We start from the raw sequence: 25,391 nt of genomic DNA, 5'->3' as shown, positions 1-25,391 counted from the left end.
TCGGGCTTCCGTCCGCGCGCAAGCTGGCTAAGCTCTCCTCAGGAGTGAAGGAGAGAGGCTGATGGCGACGCATTGGGATAATCGCGCGATCATATGTGACGTGCTGGGCCGCGCGCCCGACGTGGAAATGGGGTCGATAGGAGAGGGCTGGTCGCTGTGCCGCTGGCGACAATTTGTCGGCAGCTATGCCCTACCGCCTTTGCCCGACCCCATGTTCATCGTCCACATATCGGGAAAGCCACAGATCAAGACGTGGGATAAGGACGGCTGGAGCCAGTCGAGCTCGATTCCCGGCTGCGCCACCATCCAGCCATCGGGGATGCCCAGCGGTTGGCTCGTCGATGGTGAACTGGATGCGGTGACGCTCTCGGTTTTGTCCGATCTGCTCAAAAACATCTCGGCGACCGAGCAGTTCAGCAAATTGCGTTTCGCCTTTGCCGATCCGCTGGGAGTTGCCCTCACCCGGCAAATCTTGTCGGAACTATATGCACCCGATGCCGACGAGCGCGAACATTATGTCGCAGCGATGGTCAATGCGCTCAAGGCGCATATCCTTGCTGGCCCTCCTGCGCATGGCAACCCGACCGAAATCCCGGTCAGCGATTTTTCTGCTTACCGGCTACACAAGGTGATGAACGCCATATTGGCGAACCCCGCCGACGAACATAGCCTTGAGGAAATGGCGGCAACCGCAGGGGTTACGCCACCGCATTTCTGCCGCATCTTCAAAAAAGCGACAGGCATTACGCCGCACCAATATGTGATGAAGGCCCGGCTCGACCGGGCACAACAGATGCTCGTGCAAACCGATTTGACGCTTGCGGCCTTATCCGAAGCGACCGGTTTCCAGAGCCAAAGCCATTTCAGCCGCGCTTTCCGCCAATATGCGGGCATCGCACCCAGCGAATATCGCGATCAGCGTCGCCGGGCGGGGGCAGGCTAACCTTTTCCTATGGAGAGCCTGATATGTCCGAAACGATGATTCCGCCCGAATTGGTGGCGCCCGCATTCAACCCGGCAACTTTTGCCAACAGGGACGATGTCCACGCCATCTTCACCCGGCTTCGCAAAGACTATCCGCTCTCCCAAGTCGAAGTTCCCGGCTATGACCCGCACTGGATCGTGACCAAATATGCCGACCTGCGCGAAATCGCGCGGCAAGATGAAATTTTCCACGGCGGCGACCGTTCAAAGACGCTAATCAGCCAGGCAGGCGAAGAGCTGGTGAAACAATATACCGGTGGCCAATCGAACATCTTCCGTTCGCTCGTCCAGCTCGACCCGCCCGAGCACCAGAAATATCGCTCGGTTTGTTCGGGGGCGTTTTCGCTCGACGGCATCAAGGCTGCGTTACCGGGCGTGGAAGCGACCGCCAAAATTTTTGCCGACAAATTGATCAGCCTTGCCCCCGAATGCGATTTCGCGGCCGAAATAGCGTTTCTCTATCCTTTGAAAGTTGTCCTCGACCTGATCGGCGTTCCCGAGGCCGACCATGCGAAGATGCTGGAACTGACGCAGTGGCTGTTCACCTATGCTGATCCCGATCTGAAGCGGCCCGGTTCCGACCTGACCGACCCGCAGGAAATCACCCGCACCTGGGGCATCGTGTTCGAAGAATTCGAGAAATATTATCAGCCGATGATCGCAGACCGGCAGCAATGCCCGCGCCACGATCTGGCCTCGGTCATCGCCAATGGCAAGATCGACGGCGGGCCGATGGAGCATCGCGCGCTTATCTCCTATTTCATCATCGCTTCTACCGCGGGACATGACACCACCGCTGCCACAACCGGCCATGGCATGTGGCAGTTGGCGATGCGCCCCGACATATTGGCTGACTTGAAAGCCAATCCCGATCTGATCCCCGGCTTTGTCGAGGAAACCATCCGCTGGGCCAGCCCGGTCCAGCAGTTCGTCCGTTCCGCCACACAGGATTATGAAATCAAGGGAAGGACCATCCGGAAAGGCGATCTCGTTTATCTGTCGTACCTCTCTGCGAACCGCGATGAAGACGCCTTTCCGGATCCATTCACCTTCGACCATCGCCGCTCGCCCAACCGCCATGTCGGTTTCGGCTTTGGCGGACACACCTGCCTTGGCATCCACCTCGCGCGGATGGAGATGATTGCGCTGTGGAAGGAAATCATTCCGCGCCTGAAATCGGTCGAGCTCACCGGCGAACCTCGCATGGCGGAATCGGAATTTGTCTGCGGGCCCAAATCGGTGCCGATCCGTTTCGAGGTTGAAAGAGCATGAGCGAGCCGGAATATGCCGTTCATCGCTGCGGCAAGTGCGGCTTTCGCTATGACGAGGCGTTGGGATTACCCGAAGACGGTATTCCTCCCGGCACACGCTGGGAAGATATTCCCGATGACTGGTTCTGCCCGCAATGCGGTGCATCGAAGGCCAACTTTGGCGAGATGTGAAAAGGCCGAACGCGGCAAGAGGAGAGGTTGAATATGACAGAGGCAGTGGCGGCGGTTGCCCGCATTCCCAAGGGAGACTTCTCGATCGAGCCGGTCAGTGTCGAAGCACCGCGCGCCGGCGAAGTGCTCGTCAAGATTGCGGGCGTCGGCCTGTGCCACACCGACCTGATTTTCCGCGACCAGTTCGCACCTTATACGCTGCCCGCCGTGCTCGGCCATGAAGGCTCAGGCATAGTCGAGGCTCTGGGCGAAGGCGTAACCGGACTCGCGGTTGGTGATAAGGTCGTGCTAGGCTTTTCAAGCTGCGGGAATTGCCCGCGCTGCGACGAAGGCTTGCCCAGCTATTGCCGCAGCTTCGTTCCCCTGAACTACGCAGGCGTCCGTCTGGAGGATGGTTCCACTGCTTGCTGTTCGGGCGACGAGCGGATCGGATCGCATTTCTTCGGGCAATCTTCTTTCGCCAGCCATGCCATCACGCGCGCATGCAATGTCGTGAAGGTCGGGGAAACAAAAGCTCCGCTCGAACTGCTCGGCCCGCTCGGTTGTGGCTTCCAGACCGGGGCTGGCGGTGTGATGCGTTCGCTAGCTTGCCACGCAGGTTCGACCATAGCCATTTTTGGCGGCGGCCCGGTCGGCTTGGCGGCGGTGATGAGTGCGGTCATCCAAGGCTGCAGCACAATCATCCTTGTCGAACCCATGCCGTCACGGCGCGAAGTCGCGCTGGAGCTGGGCGCAACCCATGTCATCGACCCAGCAGCGGGCGACCTGACCGAAGCCTTGCGCGCCATCGTTCCCGAAGGCCTCGATTTCGCCTTTGATAGCAGCGGCGTGGTCAGCGTGATCGAAGCTGGCTTTGCCGCTCTAGGCAGTCATGGCGCGATCGGGTTGGTCGGCGTTCCAAAGGAACCGACCGACAGCATCAGCGTTAATATCTCCGCGCTGATGACACCCGGTCTTCGCATCATCGGCATAATCGAAGGCGACAGTGATCCGCAAAGCTTCATCCCCGAACTGCTCGCACACCATGCCGCAGGGCGATTCCCGTTTGACAAGCTTATCCGGACGTTCAAACTGGACGAAATCAACGAAGCCATAGCGGCACAGGCGCGCGGCGAATGCATCAAGGTGGTGTTGCTGCCCTAAGCGACAGAGGAGAGAGACAATGCAGTTCGATTCAGATTATCGCATGCTGATCGGTGGAAAGCTCGAAACGGGATCCGCCAGCTTTGATGTCCTCAATCCCGCCAATGAACAGATTATCGGCCAAGCACCCGACGCAACCCCTGAAGATCTGGATCGCGCCGTTGCAGCAGCGCGCGCGGCTTTTCCAGCATGGTCGGCACTGCCGATCGAAAAGCGCCGCGAATATCTGAACGCGATGGCGCAGGCCATTCTCGCCAATATCGATCCGCTCAAACGCCTGCTGACGTCCGAACAGGGCAAGCCGCATGCCGATGCGGAAGCTGATGTCGGCGGTGCGGCCTTCTGGCTGATGGGCGCTTCCTCGCTCGACCTGCCGGTTGTCGTCAATGAAGACAGCGACGAGCGGTACAGCGAGACGCGCCGGGTGCCTTTGGGCGTTGTCGGGGCGATTGCGCCCTGGAATTTCCCGATGATTCTCGCCGCGTTCAAGATTGGCCCCGGTCTGCTCGCGGGCAACACCATGGTGCTGAAGCCGTCGCCTTTCACCCCGCTGACCACGTTGAAACTGGGTGAAATCATCAAGGACATCCTGCCCGCTGGCGTTCTCAATATCATCTCGGGAGGGGACAATCTGGGGCCGTGGATGACCTCGCATCCCGATATCGACAAGGTCAGCTTCACCGGATCAACCGCCACGGGCAAGAAGGTCATGCAATCGGCCTCAGCCACGCTGAAACGGGTCACGCTCGAACTCGGCGGCAACGATCCTGCGATTGTAATGCCCGACGTGGATGTCGAAAAAGTCGCCGAACAGCTCTTCTGGGCGGCGTTCGGAAACAACGGCCAGATCTGCATCGCCACCAAGCGCATGTATGTCCACAAGGATATTTACGAGCCGCTGCGCGATGCCATTGTCGCTTATGCGAAAACCGTGAAGATCGGCGACGGTTCCGAACAGGGAACCCGATTGGGCCCGATCAACAACCGCCCGCAATATGAACGTGTGCTCGACCTGATCCGCGATGCCAAGGAGAAAGGCTATACCTTCCTGATGGGTGGCGAGAAGTCAGACGTGCCCGGCTATTTCATTCCGGTCACCATCCTCGACAATCCGCCTGAAGACAGCCGCATCGTGCAGGAAGAGCAATTTGGCCCCGTATTGCCGCTGCTTAAATTTGACGATTATGATGATGTTGTAGCGCGCGCCAATGCCACCGAATATGGTCTGGGCGGTTCCATCTGGGGCAATGACGAGGACAAGGCCTTCGAAATCGCCAAGCGCATCCAGAGCGGCACCGTCTGGGTCAATGAAGTCCAGCACTTGTCACCGACAGCAGCTTTTGGTGGGATGAAGCAGTCCGGACTTGGCGTCGAAGGCGGCGAAGAAGGGTTGCTCGAATATACCAACGCGCAGACGCTGGTGCGGAAAAAGCGCACCGCTGCTGCAGCCTGAAGACCCAGGGTTAGAAAAACAAATTGCCCCGCCATTCGGCTAGGAAGCGGTCACCGAATAGCCAAGGCGGGGTACGTGCACGGCAATCGCGCCAAGCTCAGTATCTTCGCGCAAAACTGACAGGCTGGAATGCGTCGAACCGGCAAAAATGCCCATGATCGGGTCGCGACCATAGTCGGTTGCCGACAGGGCAACAGTTCGACCGCGCAACGCTTCATCGGACTGCAATATGTCCAACGGTACCGGCTCGCTCGCCTTTGCCGCTGCCAACGCATCAGCCGGAATCATATTTGACCGGTCACCATGGCCAATCGCACCCACGCGCGCATACCAGGCATCGAATCCGTGCACGTCATCGAAGCGGTCGGCGAGGCCGGGACAAAAGCTGCGAATGAACCAGAAGTTGTAATAGGCGGCGGCATCGGAAAGGCCGGGGGCATCCCCTTCAAGAAAACGCCGTCCGTCGGTAAGATGCTCTGCCACTAGCGCGGCGTGGGCCTTTATCTGGGTCAGGGCAAAAGGGGCCATCGCCTTCATAGCAGCAACATTGAACGGCTGCCCGCTCAGGGCTTCGCGATCCTTGATGAAGGCGGGGTCGACACCATCGCCCAATGTCCCGAAAATCGCCAATACAGCAGACTGGAAAAGCGCTTTGTCCGCCCAGATTTCAACGGCATTGGCATGCCCGCTGTTCCCGGCGGGAAAAAGCGAAGGAGCCGGAAAACGGCGTTCAAGTTCGCGAACGATGAGTGTGCTGTCGCAATAGATATCCGCGCCGATCTGCATAACCGGAATCCGCCGATAGCCTCCGGTCAACGGTGTCAGGTCGGGCTTGGGCATGATCACCGGCTGGTCCACCGCCTGCCAGGCAAGCCCCTTTATGCCAAGACAAATGCGGACCTTCTCAGTGAATGGTGATGAATCATATTGATGCAGAATAATACCAGACATCGACAATTGCCTCCCTGTGATCGCCGAAATTTTCGTCGTTCGGCACAGGATTGAATGGCGGCTTGCATTGAGTCAACTCGCAACGCCAAAACAGATTGGCGTTAAGAACGGCGCGGCGCCTATCTCTTGCGCCAGTTGGCGCTTCGAAACAATCTTGCCGCTCGAACCGACGGTGCCAGATAGTCAAAACGCCGCATACGGAATTTGCCATCAGCGCCCCTGCGCCATGTTGAAGTGAACGTGCCCGACGCTTGCCGTTCGACGCCCTCGCTGGTGCTGGTTTCGAAAACAACGCGCCCCTCAACGCGCGCGCTGCCGTCGGCACCCGCAAATATTGGTCCGGTTTTGAATTTTACCGGAGCCAGCCACCCGCCTGTCCAGAAGTTTGCGACCATTTCGGCATCGTCCATCAAAGGTATACCCAGCCAGGAGAAGGAAATTTCTTCATCAAGCAGCGGCAAGATTTCAGACGGATCGGTCCACCCATCATTGGTTTCCCAAAAGGATCGATCTTCGAGCGATTGCAGGCGATTATAAAGTTCTGCCGCGATCTTTTTGTCGCCGCGCAGATCAAAGCAAGCTGCCAGCTTCTCTAATACCCAGTCGCTTATGCTTGGCATCAATGCTGCACAATGCGGTAGCTGTTGGAGCGCCGCCTCAGCCAGAAAATCGAAATAGACGCCCCGTGGCTCCCCCCCACAGCTATCGCCGTCCGGAGCCCGCACATTGCCCTCTTTGTCCACTATCTCAACGCTGAAATTTGCACCGCAAACCAGAACTTCGTCGGTGTCATATACAAGGTCGAGCGCATTGCCTTTGGCTAGCGCCAAGGCCCATATCGCCTCTGGGATTATGGCCCTTATGGGCTGATAATCCGCCGGTCGACTGCTGACGGGCATGGAATGGATTTCGACGATCGGCGTCCCGCCACGGTCACGTTGCAGAACAAGCGCCAATCCTTCGCGCTGCTTCACCATGACCGTCGCGACGATGAGTTCGCTTGCTTCGCCACCGCTCATGGTCCGCCGCTGGATTTTCTCCAGCGATGGCAGGCCAAAAATCTTCCGGCGCGCTTCTCTCTCTTTTTCTGTGCACCGGGGACGCGGGTCGTAATAAGCGCATTTGCTAGCCTTGCTAGTGCTGCCGGCAGCTGCGGCGGGTGCTTCTGCGCAAATGCCAACAACCAACATCATCAATGTCGATGCGGCCAGCACAGAAAAACGGTCAATTTTCATCTTTGTCGATCCGCGCATTTTCGATAGCATATTGCAGCGCTCCGGATTTCCAGCCCGTCAAACCAAACAGGTGTTTGCCGATAATATATGCAGGCGCATTTGCGCCGGGGCTTGTACGTTGGACAAAGTCGTAACCCTTCGATCCATTGGATTCGAAGAACCAATTGGTGCCATCAAGAATAATGGCGCAATCGTCAGGGCGGCTGTCAAACAATCGTGTTTCTGCCAGCAAGGTCCTGATTTGACTGGCCTCATCGTCGGTTAGCGTACGAGCCAGACGTCGCTCATACTGCCGATAAAACCGCGACGCCTGCTTTGCGATCAGCCGCGACTTTTCGGGCCCCAACTCGATACGTATAGTCGTTGTCGACCACATTTCGTGCCACCAGGTGAACCGGAGGACTTCCTCATATTGGGACGGCCGCGCAATCCTTACAATCGAGGGCTCGCGCGTAGCGCGAAGATTGACGGCAACCCGGTCCTTGTCGCTATCGGTCAGCAGTGGGACCAGTTTCGGCGGATCTTTATCCCAACTATATTGACATTCAGGCACCAATGCAGAGGTTTCGGGAGAAAAATAGTCGCGTCCCTGGCTGTCGACGAAGCGACCGGACGACGGCGAAAGCGCTATTGCCGGATGAGCCAGCAACGCAAAGACGACAGCCCAACGAGCCCGCCCACCCCCTAGAAAACCAGGCATTCTGATCGAGACCTCCGGTGAATGTCGGTTATCGGAAATGCCGTTCTGCCGCTACTTCTGCAATGAACCGGTACATTCCCGGGCTTTGCGTCAGAGCAGTCTGCAAATTAAGCATGGGTAAGTTGGTTGGTGTTGAATCCGATGATATCAAGCAACCCTATTGGTGGATTGCATGTTGAAAAAAACATGATATCCCAAAGCTGTAGAAGCAAAGGTACGCTGAAATTTCCAGACTCAAACTTATCTTGTTCATATGCGCATTCTCTGCGCTTCATGCGTGCGCACCTATCTCACGCGAAGGCTGCATCAACGACAGCGCCTATGATATTGGCCATGCCGCGGCGATGGACAATGCCGATCAGGCCAAGCGCTTGCGTGACGTCAGCAAGATTTGCGGAAAACAAGGCCGCGAAATCGACACTGCAGAATATGGGGCCGGTTTCGCAGCGGGTACCCGGACATTCTGCATGCCCGACAATGGCTATAGCTGGGGTCTGAAAGGGCGCAGCTATAATGGCATCTGCGCCAACCCGGAGTTTAGTGCGGCCTATGAAGAAGGCCAGCGCATCTACCGCATCGAACAACGCCGTATCGCAATCCGCAACCGGCTCGAGGAAATACGAAGCCGTCTCGCCAGTATCGCCCGAACTTTGGATGAAGATACGACGCTGAGTGAAGAGCGCCGACGTACCCTGCGTCGTCAGGAGGACGAACTGCTGCTCGAGCGGAGAGATTTGCTCGCCGAGCAGCGGAGCTTGCCGCCAGCTTGAGTGCGACTTTGCACAGCCGGCAATGGGTGTGATCGAAAACATGCACGCGCAATGGCGGTACCATCGTCGAAGCACCGGTACACAAAGCGTGCTTCCGGAGCATTCTACCATCGCTTAATTCTGGGCGCGGCTGATCGTTGGTCGGGAAGAGAGAGATTTGGTCAAGAACACTAGTCGCTGGATACCAGCCCTGTTGATTGCCGCGTTTGGATCAAATGCTGTATTGGCTTCGCACGACAATGCAGGTGCAACCATCATGTCCGTTGCCTGGAGCAGCGACAGCGATGATGTCTGGGTCTCCTGGAATTACGGCAACAAGGAGAAAACCGAAGCCGTTGCGGTGAAAGAATGCACAGAGGCTATGAGCCAACCATGCCAGGTGGCAAGCACCTTAAGCTCAGGCGTTGCAGTCTTGCAGAGGCAGCAAAATGGAATCCCCTTTTTGTCCTATGGGCCCGACATTCCCGCCGCTTTGTCATCGAGCCGTGAGCAATGCAGTTCAGCGGGAACGGTTTGTGCGCTGTTGAAAGTGTTTTTCGTTCATGATGGCAATCCCGGACCGCATCTATATCGGCCAGTGGACAATTCACGTTTACGAAAAAAATATGGGGCCGTTGTGCTCGCATCGTCAGCAGCAAAAAACCGCCGCATCCATATTGCATCGGGTCGCTCCGATGCCCAGACTGCCATCAATGACGCACTTGCAAATTGCAAAGGCGAAGGCGGCATCGATTGCAAAATGATCCAGTGGGGCGGGAACACCAAAATTCTGGTGGCCAGCAGTTCAAAAGGCGATGTCTTCGCATTGGGTGGCGATTATCCGGAGCAACTGCACACCAATTTGAACGCCTATTGTGCCGAACAGGTCGTTACCTGCACCGTACAAACACTGGTTGATAGCCGGCTGGAAGAAACAAGCTTTTACAGCCCATAGTCGTTTAATTCGTGTGACGGGAAATTGAGGTCAGGAGCAGGGTACGTGGGTTTTAGGGCAGGACTGACCAAAAAAGCATGTGCCCTCTACCGAACCATCTCGCTGTTGGCGCTCTTTTTGTGGTCGCTTTCGATGTTCCTGCCAGTGGTTACTTTCGACAATAGGGGCATACCCACAATGTTGGATGGTGCCCACTTTCTCCAAAATGGCTGGGCGGGGCCGATCATGTTGCAGTTCGGGTGGTATGCTAATCTGTTGATGATTCCTGCGGCTTATGTTTCCAGCCGGAACTCCATCAAACCACGAAGGCTGTATTTCATATTGGCAGCATCCTTAATCACGCTTTGGGGCAACACCCTATTTCTGTCGTCGATCGCAGGCTATACCGGCACAGCCCCTATTGTCAGGTGGCATGCCGGCTATTTTCTTTGGATGGCCGCGACGGGGTCGATGGGTGCCCTGTTGATGTGGCGCGCCGTCAGGGCGCGCGTACCGCCCGCATCAAAATGACAATGGGTGAATGAAGAAGTAGGTTTTGCGGAAAAATGGAAGCAAGCAAAGGTCCACGACCTAGCAGCTCCGAAGCTACGCCAAACCCGAAGCCATGGTCAGTAGATGACGCTCAGCGGAACGCAGGGAGGTGCACCGGTACATTGACGCCGCTTGTTGGGCATCAACAAAAGTGCGATTTTGGCACCATGCGATGGTTCTTACTATTCGGCTTGGTCTTCGCCTGTACGAGTCAGGCTAATGCGCAATGCAGACAAGGATCGGGCCCGGATCATGGCGATGGCATCCCTTACTGCTCGCAGATCGAGCCAGAATCGACTCCTTCGCCGCATCCCGTCCCGCCACCGCAGTGGCAGAGCTTTGCTGCCGCAGTTGCCTGGGGCGATAGCAATACTGGCGATGCGTTTATCGGCGTTGGTAAGTATTTTGACGAGCAATTGGCCCGGGAAAAGGTGTTGGAGAAATGCAACGCGAAAGGATGGGCAAACTGCGCCGTCGCAATTTCGATAACTAACGGCGTCGTCGCGGTTGCGCGGGATAGCGAGAGGAAACTGCGCGTCCGCAGCGACGTTAGCGTGGATGCGGCACGCAGTAATATCGTCGCCAAATGTGAGGCTGATGGCGTCTCTTGCGAAGTTCTGGCCGTTTATGACGGACTACAGGAGTATTTCTGAATGTTTGCCCGCCACAGGGTGCTGCACCGGTCCACCTATATGCTTGCGTTGATGTCTTTGTTTACCAGTGTGCCCTTAACACCATTGGAAGCACGACGGCTGGCAGTTCCGCAGTTCAATCCAGAAGCCATGGCGGTTTTGAATGCTGCCCAATCGGGTAATTGGAATGCCCTGAACAAGCTGTTGCCACCCTGTTCGCCGTTGCTGCAATCCAAGGCAGATAGCGGGATGACCTTGCTGCAATGGGCACTGGAACAGGACAAGGAAACGGCCTTTCGACTTTTGCTCAAAGCAGGCGCCAATCCCGAACAACCGGGTCTGTTCGGCTACACCGTTATCCACGATGCAGCGCGGCATCGGGATTCAAAGTGGCTTAGGATTTTGCTCGATAATGCTGCCAGTCCCGATGTCCGAAATGCAGAAACGGGCACATTGCCGCTTTATGAAGCGCTGATCGCCAACAGGGACGTCCAATTTGCCATGCTGATTGCGGCCAAAGCCAATCTGAAGCTCTCCGACAGCGTCGGCAATACACCGTTGCATATTGCCGGTCTTCTCAACAAGCCCTGGCATGCACATTATCTTTTGTTGGCCGGCGCCCCACCAATGGCACGGAACGCACAAAAGCAGACCTTCCAGCGCTATTTATTCATGACCAGAGACACACTGCTGAACCAGGCTGCGCGTGAAGGTCGACAGAGCATCATCAAATATCTGCATTCGAAGAAAATCCCGATTGAGTATAATGTCGCTCCCCAGAAGGTAGAGGCCAGTAGTTTCGGCTAAGATGTCGGCGTTTATGCCTTGTGCAATAATCCCCTAACCGCAACCGATACCTAATGGACACCTTCAGACATTGGGTAAGCGCGCTGAAATATATTAGGGCAAAATCGGTGGTGACAAACGCCGCAATATCGGGCCTGTTGATTCACGCTTCGGGCAGCGACTGTTGAACATCTGGAAATGTAGAACGGCAGTGCAACCAGCGACTGCGTAACGGGATATCTGATCGGACAAGTGAAAATATGAGCCGGCAACCAGCAAAATCAGCGGCTTCCCCCGACTTAGCCGAGGAGCACCGTGCCGAGTTGAATCAGGCGAAAGTTCGGCTTTGGGTGGTCTTGGCATCCGCCGTATATGTCATACTCCGTTGGGTCGCTGTTGACGGGCCGATTCCACTTCCAGCAGACTATGCTTTCATCATCCTGCCCTTGCCCGCAGAAGTTGCTGTGCGCTGGCTTTTGATATGTGCAGGATTCGGCGCTTTCGCACTGCTTCTTCTGCTGCATATCCAGCACTATCGAGGCCATTTTCGCTGGCGCAGAATTGGGGCGATGATCGTCGAATATAGCACATATACCTATATTCTGATTGTCGGCGAACGTATCACAATGCCATTCTTCGCGCTGATAGTAGCGACTGCGTTGAGCAACGGCATGCGTTTCGGAAGTCGTTACTTGATGATTGCCGCCATCTTTTCACAAGCATCCTTAGCCGTGATGCTGGCAGCCAGCCCTTTCTGGCGCGCCAATGTCAGCGTGGTTCTGGCATTCTCGATCATTGCGATTGCCTTGCCTGCTTACGCCTTCGCCCTGCTCCGGCAAACAGCCGAAGCCCGCGACACCGCAGTTGCAGCTATGCAGGCCAAGAGCCGTTTTCTGGCCCAGGCCAGCCATGATCTGCGTCAGCCGATCCACTCGATTGGCTATTATCTCGACATCTTGCGCAACACCCACAGCAAGGCGGAAAGGCATGTGTTGCTAAACAGAATAGATCGCGCGCTGGGTTCGGTCTCGCGCCTGTTCAAATCTCTTTTGGATATTGCCCATCTGGACAGCGGGACGATCGAAGTCCGGTCGGAGGATATCGCATTGCAACCCTTGCTGGCCGAACTGGTGCAACAAAACAGCCAGATCGCGCAATGGAACGACGTGGAATTGCGCTCCGTACCGACCAGCCTGAACGTACATGCCGACCCAACGCTGCTGACCACAATGGTCCAGAATCTCTTGTCCAACGCGATCAAATATTCCCATGGATCGTCGGTCCTCATCGGAGTCCGCCGAAAAGGCCCTTCATTGGCAATTGAGGTTTATGATCAAGGCATAGGTATTGCTGAAGACGATCTGCCACATATCTATGAAGAGTTTTATCGTGCCCACGTGGCAGGGGATCGTGATGCTGAAGGCGTGGGCTTGGGACTGGCTATCGTAAACCGTTTAGCCCAACTTTCGGGTTTTGTTTTGGACTTGCGTTCCAGGCGCGGCGTTGGAACCGTCGCCGGGCTCTACGACATTCCTATCGTCACGCACCGCGTCGAAAAGAAACGGCGGGTGCGCAGCGATGCCCCGCAGCCACTATCGGGGTTTCGCGTCATCCTGATCGAGGATGACCACGACGTTCGCGATGCGACAGATGAATTGCTCAAACGATGGGGCTGCCATGTCCAGTCGCATCCTGGAATGCCCACCGGTATAGAAACGGCCGACCTTATCATCGCCGATTTCGACTTGGGCAATCAGCTATTGGGAACCGAGGTCATTCGTTCGATTCGCCAAGATCTGGGGCAGGCAATACCTGCAATTTTATTGACCGGGCATGCCGATGCCAAAGTGAAGAAACTGGTGGACGGCGACGATATCCAGATCTTTTCCAAACCCGTCCAGCCCGCCAAGCTGCGGTCTATGTTGTCAGCCCTGCGTATCGCCAACCGCGATGAGCCCTAACGCCGCAGCGCGCGGGCCAAGCTGGTTCCTGCGCTGGACCTTCAGGCTACGCATCAATATGGACACATGGTTGCGCACGGTGAAATGCGAGAGCCCCAAATCGCGCGCGATCAGTTTGTTCGGCATGTTTGTACTAAGTAAGCGCAAAATTTCGAACTGCCTGGGCGTGAGCATCGGCTTTTCCGGCGGTAGGCCTTGAGCTTGAGCCGTCACGTTGACGACATATTCGCCTGCACGCACAGCCCGAATACCGTCCAAAATTGCTCCCGATGTCAAACCTTTGCCTAGAAACCCATCAGCCCCTGCATCAAGCAACTGATCCGCGACATTCGGATCTTCAAGCATGGTGATCACAATCAGCGATGCGGCGGGGAACTCTCTCCGCAGGTTGCTGATCGACGAGGGGCCTTCCATTCCCGGAAAGACCAGATCGAGAATGAACATGTCCGGTGAGGGACCGTCGCGCGCAGCAGTTAGCGCATTGGGCAGATTGTCAAACTCGACCACATCGGCCTCTGGAAACTCCGCGCGCAGGCTGTGCACCAGCGCGTCCCGGAACATGGGGTGATCATCTGCGACAATGATACGTTCTGCGTTCATTTAGTGAAGCCTTGTCCCAAACGTTACGCCGGTCATACAAAGCATCATGGCCGTTGATATTTTGCGTTCAAGCAAACTAGTACATATAAACAACAGAATTGCGGGCAAATCTGAAAACCAAAACAGTTTCCACCAAGCAGTGTTTCGCAAAACAGGATTGGTCGGGCAGAGCGAACGAAACCAAAATAGCTCGCATCTATACTATTGAAAAACAATGCTTTCAAGAAAATGGTGCGGTCAAGAAGACTCGAACTTCCACGGGCTTTCGCCCACAACGACCTCAACGTTGCGCGTCTACCAATTCCGCCATGACCGCACTTGCCCTGACAGGTAGGAGCGCGCCACTAGCAAAAGGCCGTTGCAGGCGCAACCGCTATATCCATGATAATTTCCGGCCGTCTATCTGTCACAATTCGGGGCGGAAATGTGGCGGGCACCACATTTCTGGTTAGCATCCACTCCGATCTCCGGAATTAACCCTCTTTCCGGCTTGCGGACAAAGATTAACAGATAGTTAAAGCAGTGCGATGTTCGTGCTGCTTTCCCTATTGGCCACACAGGCCACCGAAGCGCCGCCGCCACGTTCGCAGGCTGTCGTGACAGCTTCGGTCACGATCATCCAACTCGAGGTTATTGGTCCAGCCGAGCCAACCCAGTCGAACCGGGATCGCCCGCGTCGACAGATCCGCAACCGTGCAGGTGTGCAGCTGATCGAATTTTATTGAAAAGGTCTTAGCCGTCTATGGCCCAGCCGACGCTGATCCGCGATGCGGCGAGCGGAACGTCACGGCGCAATTGGCTGAAGTCCACCTTGCCGCCAGGGGCCAAAGTGCGGACCGGTGCCTTCATTGTCCAGCTGTACACTGATCGACCGCTCGCATCTTTCAACGTTACCAGAAGTTCTGGGACACGTTGTGGACGCGAAGTGGGGTTCACAATCGAGCCGCTGGCAATGAAATAAGGTGATCCATCCGCATCGCGACCCAGTTCGAGATTGTCGTGCAGTTCTATTTTGAGATCAGGTTCCTGCCCGCTGGCGACGAAGCTGTTTTCCAGCCAGCCGAAATGCCAGGTCGCTGCCGCCAGTGCCGCGATGACGATAGCAAAAGCAACCGCTGCATAGGTCATCAATTTGGCCGGGTTACGCCGCGGTCGGAAAGGCGGTTCGTGCGCAAACTGGCTACGGACGATTTCGGGTTCTGCCAGGGCAGTATAGGCAGGCACCGGAGGCACATCCTGAAAAGCAGGCCGATCGAACGAAGGCGGAATCGGCGTTTCGGCGGGAGACACCTCTGGCTCGGGCCGATCAAACGCAGAAAATCCGGGTTTTGCGAGCGGCGTTTCGGGTTCGTCAGCGACTGACGCTGCGGCGTCATCGATCGATTCCGAAGGCTCAATGGTATCGGGTCCGGGTTCGACAGCCTGCGGCGCCGCTTCGGGCGGAGCGACAAAAGCCGGAGCCGGGGGGGCCGGGGGCGTTGCGGTGCCTTGCTGGAACCAGCTGTGACGACAATTTGCGCAACGTACTTGCCGACCTACCACGCCAATAGCACCGTCGGGAACGACATAGCGGGTGCGACATTCCGGACAAATCAGCAGCATGCCTCCATAAACATCACCGATTCGCACGATGCAAGTAGGTCAAGCCATTATACTGTGGAATGGCTGCACTTTATCGTTGCAACGCACCGCCCTGTCCCAACACATTTGCCAAACATCCCTTTGCGCGCGCGCGCCAGATGTGCAATGCGCTGCTGCGATGCAAAGCGTTGCCGAATTCGACAATGTAGGCCTGCGATACGGCACGGGGGCTGAGACGCTGACCGACGTCAGCTTTCGGCTGTTTCCGGGCAGTTTCTATTTTTTGACCGGGGCGTCAGGCGCAGGCAAGACATCACTATTGAAGCTGCTCTATCTGTCTCACCGGCCCAGCCGCGGCGCGATCCGCATGTTTGGCGAGGATCTGGTCAACATGCCACGCGCGAGGCTACCTGGCTTCCGGCGACGCATCGGTGTTGTTTTTCAGGATTTCCGTCTGGTCCCTCACCTGACCGCTTTCGACAATATCGCCCTGCCGCTGCGCATCGCTGGTATTTCCGAGCGCGATCTGGAAGGCCCGGTCAATGAAATGCTGGCGTGGATCGGCTTGACCGAGCGCGCCGATGCAAGACCGGCTACGCTCTCTGGCGGAGAGCAGCAAAGGGTGGCCATTGCCCGTGCCGTCATCGGCAGGCCCGAAATTCTGGTGGCGGATGAACCCACCGGCAATGTCGATCCTGATATGGCACTACGCCTGTTGAAATTATTCGCCGCGCTCAACCGGCTGGGCACCACCGTCATTGTCGCCACGCACGATATTCATCTGTTGCAGGAAATCGAAGGTGCCCAGATGATGCGGCTCGACAAGGGCAGGTTATCTGACCCGACCGGATCGCTCAAACACCCGCCGCGGCCATTGGTGCTGCGGAACTAGGGGCCGTTTATGCGACTGCCCTTCACCATTGCCGCGCACGACCGCAAGCTAATCCCCGACGGGCGTTTCACCGGTGCGATGCCGTGGGTCATGGCTATCATGATCTTTCTGACGCTTTTGGCCGCCGCTGCCGCGCTGGTCCTTGCCCATGCCGCCAGCAAGGGCGGTGCCGAACTTTCGCGGCAAGCAACAGCCCAAATCCTCGAAAGCGACCCGGGCGCGCGTCAATATCAACAGAGCCGCGTCGCCAACCGGCTGGAGGAGATGCCCGGCGTGGTTAGTGCCGGTGCCGTCCCCGATGAAGAGGCGAGGGCCTTGCTCGAACCCTGGCTTGGGCAGGCGGCAAGCGATGCTGAAATTCCCGTGCCAGCTTTGATAGATATCGAGTTTGAAGCCACCCCTGGCCGCGACAGGCTTGCGGCTATGCAACGGGAGCTGTCGCTCATAGCACCAACGATCCGTATCGACGGCAATGCTGGCTGGTTACAGCCCTGGTTCGGTTTGATGCGATCACTGTTGCTGTTGGCGGGCGGAATTGTTCTGTTGCTGCTTCTGGCGACAGCGGCGACTGTGGCGCTCGCCGTGCGCGGTGCGCTCAATACGCACCGCCCAACGATCGAAATCATGCACATGATGGGGTCAACCGATTTACAGGCGGCACGCCTTTTCCAGCGCCGCGTTGCGCTGGACGCACTTTTCGGCGGTGTAATCGGGGTGATGGGGGCCGCCGTCATCGTGCTGCTTTTGCAGGAGCGTTTTGCCGCACTTGAACCCGGCTTGCTCGCCGGGGCGGTAATGCCACTCTATGGCTGGCTGCTCTTGCTGTTGATACCTGCGGCGGTTACTACATTGTCGATGGCAATGGCGCGCTGGACAGTGCTGTCAACGCTGAAGAAAATGCTATGATCAGACGAATCCTCTCCCTCATCCTGTTGATCTGGATGCTCGGCTTTGCCGGATTTGCGCTATTCCTGCCGCAACCCGCTGCGCTTGACCGCACCGATGCTGTGGTCGTGCTGACAGGCGGCGCCAAAAGGATCGACCGGGGGCTGGAAGTCATCGAAAATGGCAAGGCGCGCCGCATGCTGATTTCGGGCGTCGACCTGGACGTGAAGCCAGCTGAGCTCGCCGCCGAATATAAGCGTCCGATGAAGCTGTTCAATTGCTGCATCGATCTGGGCTTCCGGGCGGTTGACACCCGCTCGAATGCGCTTGAAACCGCTCGCTGGGTTGCACGCAACAATGTGCAGTCGCTACGACTGGTAACGCATGACTGGCATATGCGCAGGGCGATGCTGGAAATCTCGATTGCTTTGCCCGACGATGTTGAGGTGATCCCCGACGCCGTCCCCAGCCAGCCGACACTGCAGATATTGTTCCGCGAATATAACAAATATTGGTTGCGCGGGATTGCCGCAATCGCTGGGCTGTGACGCCAAATGTTTCTGCTGCGCTCCCTGTTATTCGCGGTTGTCTTTTACATCGGCTCGGTTCCATTTGTGCTCGGGGCGTTACTCGGCACCTATGTCTCGCGGCCTTTGTTGATCGCTTCGGTGCATGGCTGGAGTCGCTTCCACCATTTTTCCGCGCGCTGGCTGCTCGGTATTCGCACCAAAGTCGACGGCCAACTGTCTGACCAGCCGGTGCTATATGCAATCAAACATGAAAGCATGTTTGAAACGATCGACATGCCGCACCTGTTCCGCATGCCTGCAGTGGTCACCAAACGCGAGTTGTTCGATATTCCGGGTTGGGGCACGGCCGCCAAGGCCTATGGCATGATTCCGGTAGATCGTGATGCCGGGGCCAGCGCATTGCGCGCCATGATATTGCTGGCGCGCAAGATGCAAGCCGATGGCCGCCCTATCGTTATCTTCCCCGAGGGCACCCGAGTACCGCATGGGGAGAGACCGCCGCTGCAGTCAGGCTTTGCCGGGCTCTACAAGCTACTCGGCCTGCCGGTGGTACCGGTAGCTGTGAACAGCGGCGTGCTGACACCTAAAGGCAAACCCTGGTGGCATAGCGGAACGATGACTTACAAGGTGGGTGAGACCATCCCGCCAGGTCTTCCGCGTGATGAAGTCGAAGCGCGGGTGCATGCGGCCATTAACGCTTTGAACGACCCAGCTTAGTGCTTGCGCCCGAAGTCGGGTGCATCATCATCCTGACCCTGCTCAACGATCGAACGGCGAATGTCTCGAGTACGGGCAAATAGGGCTTCAAGGTCGTCGCCCTTGCCATAGCGGATCGCGCGTTGCAGCGCGGTCAGATCTTCGCTGAACCGCTGCAGCATTTCGAGCACGGCTTCCTTGTTGTTGAGGAAAACGTCGCGCCACATCACCGGATCAGAGGCTGCGATGCGGGTGAAATCGCGAAAGCCGCCGGCCGAATATTTGATCACTTCGCTCTGCGTCACTTCGCCCAGATCATCGGCCGTGCCAACGATGGTATAGGCGATCAGGTGGGGCAAATGGCTGGTTATCGCCAACACAAGGTCGTGGTGGCGCGCATCCATGATCTCGACATCGGCGCCGAGCCGTTGCCAAAATGTCGACAGCGCCGCCACCGCCGCTTCAGGCGCGTTTGTCGGCGGGGTCAGGATGCACCAGCGGCCTTTGAACAAGGTTGCAAAGCCCGCATCAGGGCCACTTTTCTCGGTACCCGCCACTGGGTGCGCAGGGATGATTGTCGCCTCGGGTAGCGCTGCTGCCAATGCTTCAGCGACGCTCTGTTTGCAGCTGCCAACATCGCTGACGATCGCATCGGCAGGCAGGTCGGCTGCCATCTGTTCGGCCACCAACCCCATGGCCCCGACGGGCACGCAGAGAATGACCAGCCCCGCATCTATCACAGCCGTTCCGGCCGTGTCGGCAACATCGTCGCAAAAGCCCAAATCGTGTGCACGATCGCGCACTTCAGGGTCAGCGTCAAAACCCGTGATCCGCACCTCGGGCATGTTGGCCTTGACCGCGCGCGCTACCGACGAGCCGATCAGGCCCAAGCCGATAATCGAGACACGCGCAAAGGGCAGCATTAGCCGTGCCGGTCCAATATCTTGCGCAGTGCCGCCATCACCCCAAGATTTTCCTCTTCGCTGCCGATGGTGATGCGCAGGCCATTGGCAAGACCCTGCCCAGGCAGCCAACGGACGATATAGCCTTCGTCCATCAGGTCCTTGTAGACAGTTTCGGCGCTCGTCTTGCCTTCGAAAATAATCATCAGGAAATTCGCCCAGCTCGGGATCGCCTTCAGGCCGTGATTGGACAGCGAAGCGATTTCGCTCGCCATCCACTCACGCCATTCGAGATTATGCTTGCGGCTGTGTGTGACAAATTCGGTGTCGGCGAGCGCAGCAATCGCGGCCGCCTGCCCTGCGCTGGTGACATTAAACGGCGCGCGGATGCGGTTCAGCGTCGCGATCAGACCCGGCTGACCATAGGCCCAGCCGATGCGTTCCGCTGCCAGTCCGTAAATCTTCGAAAAGGTGCGGGTGATGAGGACATTGGCATGCTTGCGCGCCAGATCGAACGCCGCCGGACCGTCATCCTCCAGATATTCGCCATAGGCCTGATCGAGTACGAGCACGCAATCGGCGGGCAATCCGGCATGCAGCCGTTCGATTTCACCGTCGTCGCTAAAGGTGCCGGTGGGATTGTTGGGATTGGCTATGAAGACCACGCGGGTCTTTTCATTGACCAGCGCCAGAAGCGCATCGACATCGGTGCCATAATCCTTGTCGGGTGCAACCACGACAGTCGCAGCACATTTGCGCGCGGCAATATCGTAAACCGAAAAGCCATAGCGGACGTAGATGATTTCATCCCCTGCCCCGGCATAGCCCATGGCAATCAGGTTCAGCAGTTCGTCCGAGCCAGTGCCGCAAACGATCTGGTCGGTTTCGAGGCGGTAAGCCTTGCCTAGCGCTTCGCGCAGCGCGTTCGATGCCGGATCGGGATAACGCGCCAGCGTCGCACGCGCCTCGACCAGCGCCGCGATTGCATGTTCGCTGCATCCCAGCGGATTCTCATTCGCTGACAATTTGATCAGCACGCGCCCGTCGTCGCTCTTTGCCTTGCCGGGCGTGTAGGCGTGAATGGCGTTGATCCAGGGTTTGGCTGCAGGCTGTGTCATGGCGCGCGCCATAGCCTCGCCCTGCCCTCCGCGCAACCAAGCTATTGTTTTAACCGCCTTGCCTGATATGGCGCAAAACATGGGTGAAGACGGTCGCTTTGGCCTCGACAGGCGGACTAAACTGCTGGGGCCGGTAAGGCTCGACAGCGGCGTGCAATTTGCGCCCGTCGAATTCGCCTATGAAACCTATGGTGAGCTCAACGGCGACAAGTCGAACGCTATCCTGATCTGCCATGCGCTGACCGGCGACCAATATGTCGCTTCGACCCATCCACGCACCGGCAAGCCCGGATGGTGGACGCGTCTGGTGGGCGAAGGCAAGCCCGTTGACCCCGCGCGCCACTGCATCATCTGCATCAACGTGCTGGGCAGCTGCATGGGTTCTTCCGGTCCCGCCAGCTTCGATCCCGGCACGGGTGAGCCCTATGCCATGGACTTCCCGGTTATCACCATCGCCGATATGGTGCGCGCACAGGCGATCCTGCTCGACCATCTGGGCATAGAACGCCTCGCCTGTGTCATCGGCGGGTCGATGGGTGGGATGCAGGCGCTGACATGGGCCTCACTTTTCCCGGATCGTGTCCAGTCCGCCATCGTCATCGCCTCGACCGCGCGGCACAGCGCGCAGAATATTGCCTTCCACGAAGTCGGGCGGCAGGCGATTATGGCCGATCCCAATTGGCAGGGCGGGAATTATTATGGCTCGGTCGACCAGCCCGATGCCGGCCTCGCGGTCGCGCGCATGGCGGCACATATCACTTACCTTTCCGAAGAGGGACTGACGCAGAAATTCGGGCGGCAGTTGCAAGACCGCGATACCAAAACCTTCGGTTTCGATGCCGATTTCCAGGTCGAAAGCTATTTGCGGCATCAGGGACTGAGTTTCGTCGAGCGCTTCGATGCCAACTCCTATCTCTATATCACCCGCGCGATGGACTATTATGATCTGGCCGAGGAACATGGCGGCGTTCTCGCCAAAGCCTTTTCGGGAACGCGCACCCGTTTCTGCCTGGTCAGCTTCGACAGCGACTGGCTCTATCCAACTATTGAATCCAAACGCGTGGTGCAGGCGCTGAATGCGGCCGGGGCAGCGGCCAGCTTCGTCGAACTCTCGAGCCCCTTCGGCCATGACGCATTTCTGCTCGAGGCACCCGAAATGAACCGGATTATCGACGGATTCCTGAAAGCAGGCGGATTATGATCGACCTTGGCAATGGCTACCACCTCTCAACCGATCCGGCAGCGATGCAGGTCGATGCCATTCACGCCTATTTGACGCGAAGCTATTGGTCGACAGGGATACCGCTCGCCACCGTCCGTACCGCCGTCGCCAACTCGATCGGTGTCGGCGTTTTCAAACAGGGGGCGCAAGTCGGCTTTGGCCGTGTCACGACCGACCGGGCAACATTTGCCTATCTGGCGGATGTCTATGTCCTAGAAGAGCATCAAGGGCAGGGTCTGGCGCAAGCGATGGTCAAAGCCCTACACGATCATCCCGAACTGCAAGGTCTGCGCCGCTGGTTGCTGGCGACAAGCGACGCGCATGGCGTATATGCCCGACTGGGGTGGACGCAGGTCACCGATCCCGCGCCATTCATGCAGCGCCATTTTCCGGATGTGTATAAATGAACGGATTGCGCCCCGACCTTGCTGCCATCGCAGCGCATGTTCGTGAAGGTGCACGCGTGCTCGATGTTGGCTGCGGTGACGGTGCGCTGATGGTGGCGTTGCGCGACCAGAAGGGGATTGATGCGCGCGGCATGGAACTGGACGCGACCAATGTCGCCAATGCTGTGACGCGCGGGCTGGCCGTGGTTCAGGGCGATGCCGATACCGACTTGGCCGACTATCCCGACAATTCGTTCGACTATGCCATATTAAGCCAGACGTTGCAGACGACGCGGCGGCCCGACCTTGTGCTCGATCAGCTGCTGCGCATCGGCAAGCAGGCCTTTGTCTCTTTCCCCAATTTCGCCCAGTGGAAGATCCGTTTCGCGCATATGTTTGGCGGGCGGATGCCGGTGACCAAGCAATTGCCGCACCGCTGGTACGACACGCCCAACATCCACCATGTCACCATCGACGATTTCAAAAGCTTTGTGAAAGAACGCGGCTACACGATTGAGGGCGAGTGGTATCTGACGGGCGAGAAGCAACGTGGGCCCGGAATGGCCAACTTGCTTGCCGAACATGCAGTGTTCTTGCTGAAACGATGAAGCCTCAGTTGAGCGTCATCCGGTCGCCTTCGATCTGCACATTATCGACCCGCGACAGGAAGGACTGGCCAAGCAGCGACACGTCAAGGCCTTCCGGGATAATCACTGCCTCAACATTGTCTGCCTGAAGGTCGCCGACCGTCACGCTGTCGAGCTTTACGGGCTTGCCCAGAACATCGCCATTCACCCCGCGGCCGACATGCTGCAGCTCGCTTGCGCTCCAGTCGAAGCCGAGCTTGCGTGCATCGGCGGCGCTGAGCGCGATCATGCTCGCACCGGTGTCGACCATCAGGCGGATTGGCGTGCCATCGACATCGGCTGCGGCATAAAAATGTCCATCTGTTTCGCGCTCCAGTTCAACCGCGTCGAAACTGCCCGATCCGACATTCCGGGTGTCAGGCTTTCCCTCGATGACATAATGATGCGCTTTGTCCGCAGGCTCCGCCGCCGGCAGCACAAGGTCACGCGGAAAGGACCAGCCAATCGCGACGGCAAGGACAACAACGGGAGCAAGCAGCTTCCACATAGCGCCAATCTAAATGAACGGGCTTAAGCAGGCGTAAATTCCGCAAAATAGCGGTAGATTGCATCTTCATCCCGGCTAGCGGCGTTGCGCCAGCTCGCGGCGTCTTTCTTGCTGTTGAGTAGTTTACCTTCGGGTGACACGACCAGCACCGTCGGTGTGCCCTTGATCTTTTTGATTCCGAACCGTTTGGCGATATCAAGATTGCGACCGCGCCCCGTTTGCGGGACGCCAGCATCGACAAACAGCACCTCATAATTTTGCGTGATCATCCCGACGAAGCGAGGGGAATCGATCAGATTTGCCAATGCCGCGCTGTCGCGACACCAATTGCCACCCATGATGATCAGCAATTTCTTGCCCGAAATCGCTGTCCCTTTGAGCCGAAATTCAAGTTCCGATGCCGCATCTTCGGTCGGATCATAGGCGATGGTGGAATAGCGGTCTTCGGGAGAGGCTTCGCGTACCGGTGGCGGCACCGGTACCGGCGTTGGTGCCACCAAAGGTAAGGGCGCGGCAAGTGCCACAGCTAACAACAGGTCGTGCATCAACCGCCCTTTGCCAGATCGATCAGTGCAACCCCGTCTGCGCGGTAAATAGTCCATTCGTCCATCGATTTTGCACCTAGCGATTTGTAGAAGTTAATTGCAGGTTCGTTCCAGTCGAGCACCGACCATTCGAGCCGCGCGCAATCGCGCTCCACCGCGAGCGCCGCGAGCCGCTTGAGCAGTGCCTTGCCCAACCCCGAACCGCGCGCCTCTGGCCGGACGAACAAATCCTCCAGATAAACTCCCGGCTTGCCCTCAAAGGTCGAGAAATTGTGGAAGAACAGTGCAAAGCCCTGCGGTTCGCCGTCTATCTCTCCGATGAGCACCTCGGCATAGGGGCGTGGGCCAAACAGCTTGGCCTCGAGCACCGCTTCGTCAAAACGCACCTCGTGCGCCAACCGTTCATATTCGGCGAGATCGCGAATGAATTGCGCAATCAGCGGAATATCCTCTGCGGTGGCAGAGCGTATCGAAAGCGTCATTTTTCCATTCCCTGTTTGATCCGGGGCCATAGCATACCCACCGAAAGCCCCGCCATTACCAATGCGAAGGCGACCAGCTTCCATGATTGTAACGGCTCTCCCAACAGCAGCGCCGATGCGCCCATACCGAACACCGGAACCATCAACGCCATCGGCGCGACAACCCCGGCCGGATGGCGGTTGAGCAGCCAGCCCCATGCGGCATAGCCGAACATGGTGTTGCCCACCGATTGCCACAGCACAGCTGCCCAGGTCGCACCATCGGCCGCCTCGATTCCGGCAAGCATCACCTGCGGTCCTTCGAGTAGAAGCGCGAAGAGTAACAGCGGCGGCACAGCAAAAATGCTCGACCACACTACATAGGACAACATGTTTTGCGGTGCGGCCTGTCGTGCGACCATGTTCCCGCTCGACCAGCTGAACGCGGCAAGCAACACCAGCCCAAGGCCCAACGGCGTCGCGCTGCCATCGGAGTGGAAGGCGATCACGGCAAGTCCGCTGCTCGCCAAAATCAGCGCGACGATCTGGTAGAGCCCGACCTTCTCCCCCGTCAGCCGCATCGAGAGGAAGATCGTGAAAAAGACCTGCGTCTGCACGACGAGCGAAGCCAGCCCCGGTGTGATGTCCGCGCGCATCGCAGTGAACAATATGCCGAACTGCCCTGCCCCGATGAGAACGCCATAGGCCGCAAGGTTGGTCCAGCCGACTTTCGGTCTGGGCAGGAAAAAGGCGAGCGGAAAGAAGGCCAATGTGAAGCGGAGCAATGCCAGTGTCAGTGGCGGCAGGTGCTCAAGCGCAAATTTGATGACGACGAAGTTCGTCCCCCACACCGCCATGATAGCAATGGCGAGCAGCAAATGGGCGGGCGGAAGCCCTTGGCGCGTCGGCATTACTCC

The 25,391-nt window shown here is 57.6% G+C and carries 30 protein-coding genes and 1 tRNA gene; 19 read left to right on the top strand and 12 right to left on the bottom strand.

Annotated elements, in window-relative coordinates; all coding sequences use genetic code 11:
- Window positions 1-61: 61 nt before the first annotated feature.
- Genes DXH95_RS11365 through DXH95_RS11345 form a run of 5 tightly spaced genes read left to right on the top strand, consistent with a single transcriptional unit; the run spans window position 62 to window position 5,022 of the window.
- Entirely contained in the window at window positions 62-943 is an 882-nt protein-coding gene (locus DXH95_RS11365) for a helix-turn-helix domain-containing protein (RefSeq protein ID WP_115549660.1), read from the top strand.
- 23 nt (window positions 944-966) lie between these two features.
- Window positions 967-2,256: a cytochrome P450 gene (locus DXH95_RS11360; protein WP_115549659.1), complete on the top strand. Its 1,290-nt coding sequence runs from the start codon at window positions 967-969 to the stop codon at window positions 2,254-2,256.
- On the top strand, window positions 2,253-2,426 hold the full coding sequence (locus DXH95_RS11355) for a rubredoxin (RefSeq protein ID WP_115549658.1): 174 nt from the start codon (window positions 2,253-2,255) through the stop codon (window positions 2,424-2,426). The genes DXH95_RS11360 and DXH95_RS11355 overlap by 4 nt, the downstream gene beginning before the upstream one ends.
- A gap of 33 nt (window positions 2,427-2,459) precedes the next feature.
- Window positions 2,460-3,569 carry an NAD(P)-dependent alcohol dehydrogenase gene (locus DXH95_RS11350; RefSeq protein ID WP_115549657.1) on the top strand — a complete coding sequence of 370 codons (1,110 nt, stop codon included), beginning with the start codon at window positions 2,460-2,462 and terminating at the stop codon, window positions 3,567-3,569.
- A gap of 19 nt (window positions 3,570-3,588) precedes the next feature.
- Window positions 3,589-5,022 carry an aldehyde dehydrogenase family protein gene (locus tag DXH95_RS11345; protein WP_115549656.1) on the top strand — a complete coding sequence of 478 codons (1,434 nt, stop codon included), beginning with the start codon at window positions 3,589-3,591 and terminating at the stop codon, window positions 5,020-5,022.
- Window positions 5,023-5,061: 39 nt separating this feature from the next.
- Here DXH95_RS11345 and DXH95_RS11340 read toward each other — a convergent pair whose 3' ends face one another.
- The 3 genes from DXH95_RS11340 to DXH95_RS11330 form a co-directional block, all read right to left on the bottom strand.
- The gene (locus tag DXH95_RS11340) at window positions 5,062-5,973 is read right to left on the bottom strand and encodes a glutathione S-transferase family protein (RefSeq protein ID WP_115549655.1); all 912 of its coding nucleotides are present in this window, start codon (window positions 5,971-5,973) and stop codon (window positions 5,062-5,064) included.
- A 119-nt stretch (window positions 5,974-6,092) separates the two neighbouring features.
- Entirely contained in the window at window positions 6,093-7,208 is a 1,116-nt protein-coding gene (locus DXH95_RS11335; RefSeq protein ID WP_115549654.1) for a Cif family virulence factor, read from the bottom strand.
- Window positions 7,198-7,908: a hypothetical protein gene (locus DXH95_RS11330; RefSeq protein ID WP_115549653.1), complete on the bottom strand. Its 711-nt coding sequence runs from the start codon at window positions 7,906-7,908 to the stop codon at window positions 7,198-7,200. The genes DXH95_RS11335 and DXH95_RS11330 overlap by 11 nt, the downstream gene beginning before the upstream one ends.
- A 245-nt stretch (window positions 7,909-8,153) precedes the next feature.
- Between DXH95_RS11330 and DXH95_RS11325 the strand changes: the two genes are divergently transcribed.
- The 6 genes from DXH95_RS11325 (at window position 8,154) to DXH95_RS11300 (ending at window position 13,522) form a co-directional block, all read left to right on the top strand.
- Complete coding sequence (locus tag DXH95_RS11325) at window positions 8,154-8,678, top strand: DUF2799 domain-containing protein (protein ID WP_115549652.1); 525 nt, start codon at window positions 8,154-8,156, stop codon at window positions 8,676-8,678.
- 256 nt (window positions 8,679-8,934) lie between these two features.
- Entirely contained in the window at window positions 8,935-9,612 is a 678-nt protein-coding gene (locus tag DXH95_RS11320; RefSeq protein WP_147291729.1) for a DUF4189 domain-containing protein, read from the top strand.
- A gap of 45 nt (window positions 9,613-9,657) precedes the next feature.
- Complete coding sequence (locus DXH95_RS11315) at window positions 9,658-10,122, top strand: hypothetical protein (protein ID WP_115549650.1); 465 nt, start codon at window positions 9,658-9,660, stop codon at window positions 10,120-10,122.
- A 188-nt stretch (window positions 10,123-10,310) separates the two neighbouring features.
- Complete coding sequence (locus tag DXH95_RS11310) at window positions 10,311-10,796, top strand: DUF4189 domain-containing protein (protein WP_181883659.1); 486 nt, start codon at window positions 10,311-10,313, stop codon at window positions 10,794-10,796.
- Complete coding sequence (locus tag DXH95_RS11305) at window positions 10,797-11,582, top strand: ankyrin repeat domain-containing protein (RefSeq protein ID WP_115549648.1); 786 nt, start codon at window positions 10,797-10,799, stop codon at window positions 11,580-11,582. It abuts the gene before it with no gap.
- Window positions 11,583-11,821: 239 nt separating this feature from the next.
- Window positions 11,822-13,522, top strand: coding sequence for an ATP-binding response regulator (locus DXH95_RS11300; RefSeq protein ID WP_115549647.1), 1,701 nt, complete (start codon window positions 11,822-11,824; stop codon window positions 13,520-13,522).
- Here the strand turns inward: DXH95_RS11300 and DXH95_RS11295 are convergent.
- Both DXH95_RS11295 and DXH95_RS11290 read right to left on the bottom strand, forming a co-directional pair.
- The gene (locus DXH95_RS11295) at window positions 13,487-14,122 is read right to left on the bottom strand and encodes a response regulator transcription factor (protein WP_115549646.1); all 636 of its coding nucleotides are present in this window, start codon (window positions 14,120-14,122) and stop codon (window positions 13,487-13,489) included. The two genes, DXH95_RS11300 and DXH95_RS11295, sit on opposite strands and share 36 nt — an antisense overlap.
- A 229-nt stretch (window positions 14,123-14,351) precedes the next feature.
- Window positions 14,352-14,438, bottom strand: a tRNA-Leu gene (locus tag DXH95_RS11290).
- Window positions 14,439-14,649: 211 nt separating this feature from the next.
- On the opposite strand from DXH95_RS11290, the gene DXH95_RS11285 reads away from it, so the two are divergent.
- Complete coding sequence (locus DXH95_RS11285; protein ID WP_115549645.1) at window positions 14,650-14,847, top strand: hypothetical protein; 198 nt, start codon at window positions 14,650-14,652, stop codon at window positions 14,845-14,847.
- Window positions 14,848-14,854: 7 nt separating this feature from the next.
- Here the strand turns inward: DXH95_RS11285 and DXH95_RS11280 are convergent, their stop codons facing one another.
- Window positions 14,855-15,724, bottom strand: coding sequence for an MJ0042-type zinc finger domain-containing protein (locus DXH95_RS11280; protein ID WP_115550151.1), 870 nt, complete (start codon window positions 15,722-15,724; stop codon window positions 14,855-14,857).
- Window positions 15,725-15,881: 157 nt separating this feature from the next.
- Here DXH95_RS11280 and ftsE point away from each other — a divergent pair, with 157 nt between their 5' ends.
- The 4 genes from ftsE to DXH95_RS11260 are packed head-to-tail and all read left to right on the top strand — an operon-like array spanning window position 15,882 to window position 18,727.
- Entirely contained in the window at window positions 15,882-16,595 is a 714-nt protein-coding gene (ftsE, locus tag DXH95_RS11275; protein ID WP_115549644.1) for a cell division ATP-binding protein FtsE, read from the top strand.
- A 9-nt stretch (window positions 16,596-16,604) separates the two neighbouring features.
- A complete protein-coding gene (locus tag DXH95_RS11270) occupies window positions 16,605-17,501 on the top strand; it encodes a cell division protein FtsX (RefSeq protein WP_115549643.1) in 897 nt (298 codons plus the stop codon).
- Complete coding sequence (locus tag DXH95_RS11265; protein ID WP_115549642.1) at window positions 17,498-18,028, top strand: YdcF family protein; 531 nt, start codon at window positions 17,498-17,500, stop codon at window positions 18,026-18,028. Before DXH95_RS11270 ends, DXH95_RS11265 begins: the two co-directional genes overlap by 4 nt.
- Before the next feature lie 6 nt (window positions 18,029-18,034).
- Entirely contained in the window at window positions 18,035-18,727 is a 693-nt protein-coding gene (locus tag DXH95_RS11260) for a lysophospholipid acyltransferase family protein (RefSeq protein WP_115549641.1), read from the top strand.
- Here the strand turns inward: DXH95_RS11260 and DXH95_RS11255 are convergent.
- Both DXH95_RS11255 and hisC read right to left on the bottom strand, forming a co-directional pair.
- On the bottom strand, window positions 18,724-19,629 hold the full coding sequence (locus DXH95_RS11255; RefSeq protein WP_115549640.1) for a prephenate/arogenate dehydrogenase family protein: 906 nt from the start codon (window positions 19,627-19,629) through the stop codon (window positions 18,724-18,726). The genes DXH95_RS11260 and DXH95_RS11255 overlap by 4 nt on opposite strands.
- Window positions 19,629-20,726 carry a histidinol-phosphate transaminase gene (hisC, locus tag DXH95_RS11250; RefSeq protein ID WP_181883658.1) on the bottom strand — a complete coding sequence of 366 codons (1,098 nt, stop codon included), beginning with the start codon at window positions 20,724-20,726 and terminating at the stop codon, window positions 19,629-19,631. Before hisC ends, DXH95_RS11255 begins: the two co-directional genes overlap by 1 nt.
- Before the next feature lie 79 nt (window positions 20,727-20,805).
- Here hisC and metX point away from each other — a divergent pair, with 79 nt between their 5' ends.
- Genes metX through metW form a run of 3 tightly spaced genes read left to right on the top strand, consistent with a single transcriptional unit; the run spans window position 20,806 to window position 22,942 of the window.
- Complete coding sequence (gene metX, locus DXH95_RS11245) at window positions 20,806-21,927, top strand: homoserine O-acetyltransferase MetX (RefSeq protein ID WP_420822294.1); 1,122 nt, start codon at window positions 20,806-20,808, stop codon at window positions 21,925-21,927.
- Window positions 21,924-22,355 carry a GNAT family N-acetyltransferase gene (locus DXH95_RS11240; RefSeq protein WP_115549637.1) on the top strand — a complete coding sequence of 144 codons (432 nt, stop codon included), beginning with the start codon at window positions 21,924-21,926 and terminating at the stop codon, window positions 22,353-22,355. The genes metX and DXH95_RS11240 overlap by 4 nt, the downstream gene beginning before the upstream one ends.
- Window positions 22,352-22,942: a methionine biosynthesis protein MetW gene (metW, locus tag DXH95_RS11235; RefSeq protein WP_115549636.1), complete on the top strand. Its 591-nt coding sequence runs from the start codon at window positions 22,352-22,354 to the stop codon at window positions 22,940-22,942. The genes DXH95_RS11240 and metW overlap by 4 nt, the downstream gene beginning before the upstream one ends.
- A gap of 4 nt (window positions 22,943-22,946) precedes the next feature.
- On the opposite strand, the gene DXH95_RS11230 is transcribed toward metW, so the two are convergent.
- The 4 genes from DXH95_RS11230 to DXH95_RS11215 are packed head-to-tail and all read right to left on the bottom strand — an operon-like array spanning window position 22,947 to window position 25,385.
- The gene (locus DXH95_RS11230) at window positions 22,947-23,468 is read right to left on the bottom strand and encodes a retropepsin-like aspartic protease family protein (RefSeq protein WP_115549635.1); all 522 of its coding nucleotides are present in this window, start codon (window positions 23,466-23,468) and stop codon (window positions 22,947-22,949) included.
- Between the two features lie 23 nt (window positions 23,469-23,491).
- The gene (locus DXH95_RS11225; RefSeq protein ID WP_115549634.1) at window positions 23,492-24,013 is read right to left on the bottom strand and encodes a thioredoxin domain-containing protein; all 522 of its coding nucleotides are present in this window, start codon (window positions 24,011-24,013) and stop codon (window positions 23,492-23,494) included.
- Window positions 24,013-24,495 (bottom strand): GNAT family N-acetyltransferase, encoded by a 483-nt coding sequence (locus DXH95_RS11220; RefSeq protein WP_115549633.1) that lies wholly within the window; start codon window positions 24,493-24,495, stop codon window positions 24,013-24,015. Before DXH95_RS11220 ends, DXH95_RS11225 begins: the two co-directional genes overlap by 1 nt.
- Window positions 24,492-25,385 carry an EamA family transporter gene (locus DXH95_RS11215; RefSeq protein WP_115549632.1) on the bottom strand — a complete coding sequence of 298 codons (894 nt, stop codon included), beginning with the start codon at window positions 25,383-25,385 and terminating at the stop codon, window positions 24,492-24,494. The genes DXH95_RS11220 and DXH95_RS11215 overlap by 4 nt, the downstream gene beginning before the upstream one ends.
- Between the last annotated feature and the right edge of the window lie 6 nt (window positions 25,386-25,391).

Source organism: Sphingorhabdus pulchriflava (assembly GCF_003367235.1).
GTDB classification, from domain to species: Bacteria; Pseudomonadota; Alphaproteobacteria; order Sphingomonadales; family Sphingomonadaceae; genus Sphingorhabdus_B; species Sphingorhabdus_B pulchriflava.
This window is presented reverse-complemented; position numbering and strand designations above follow the sequence as displayed.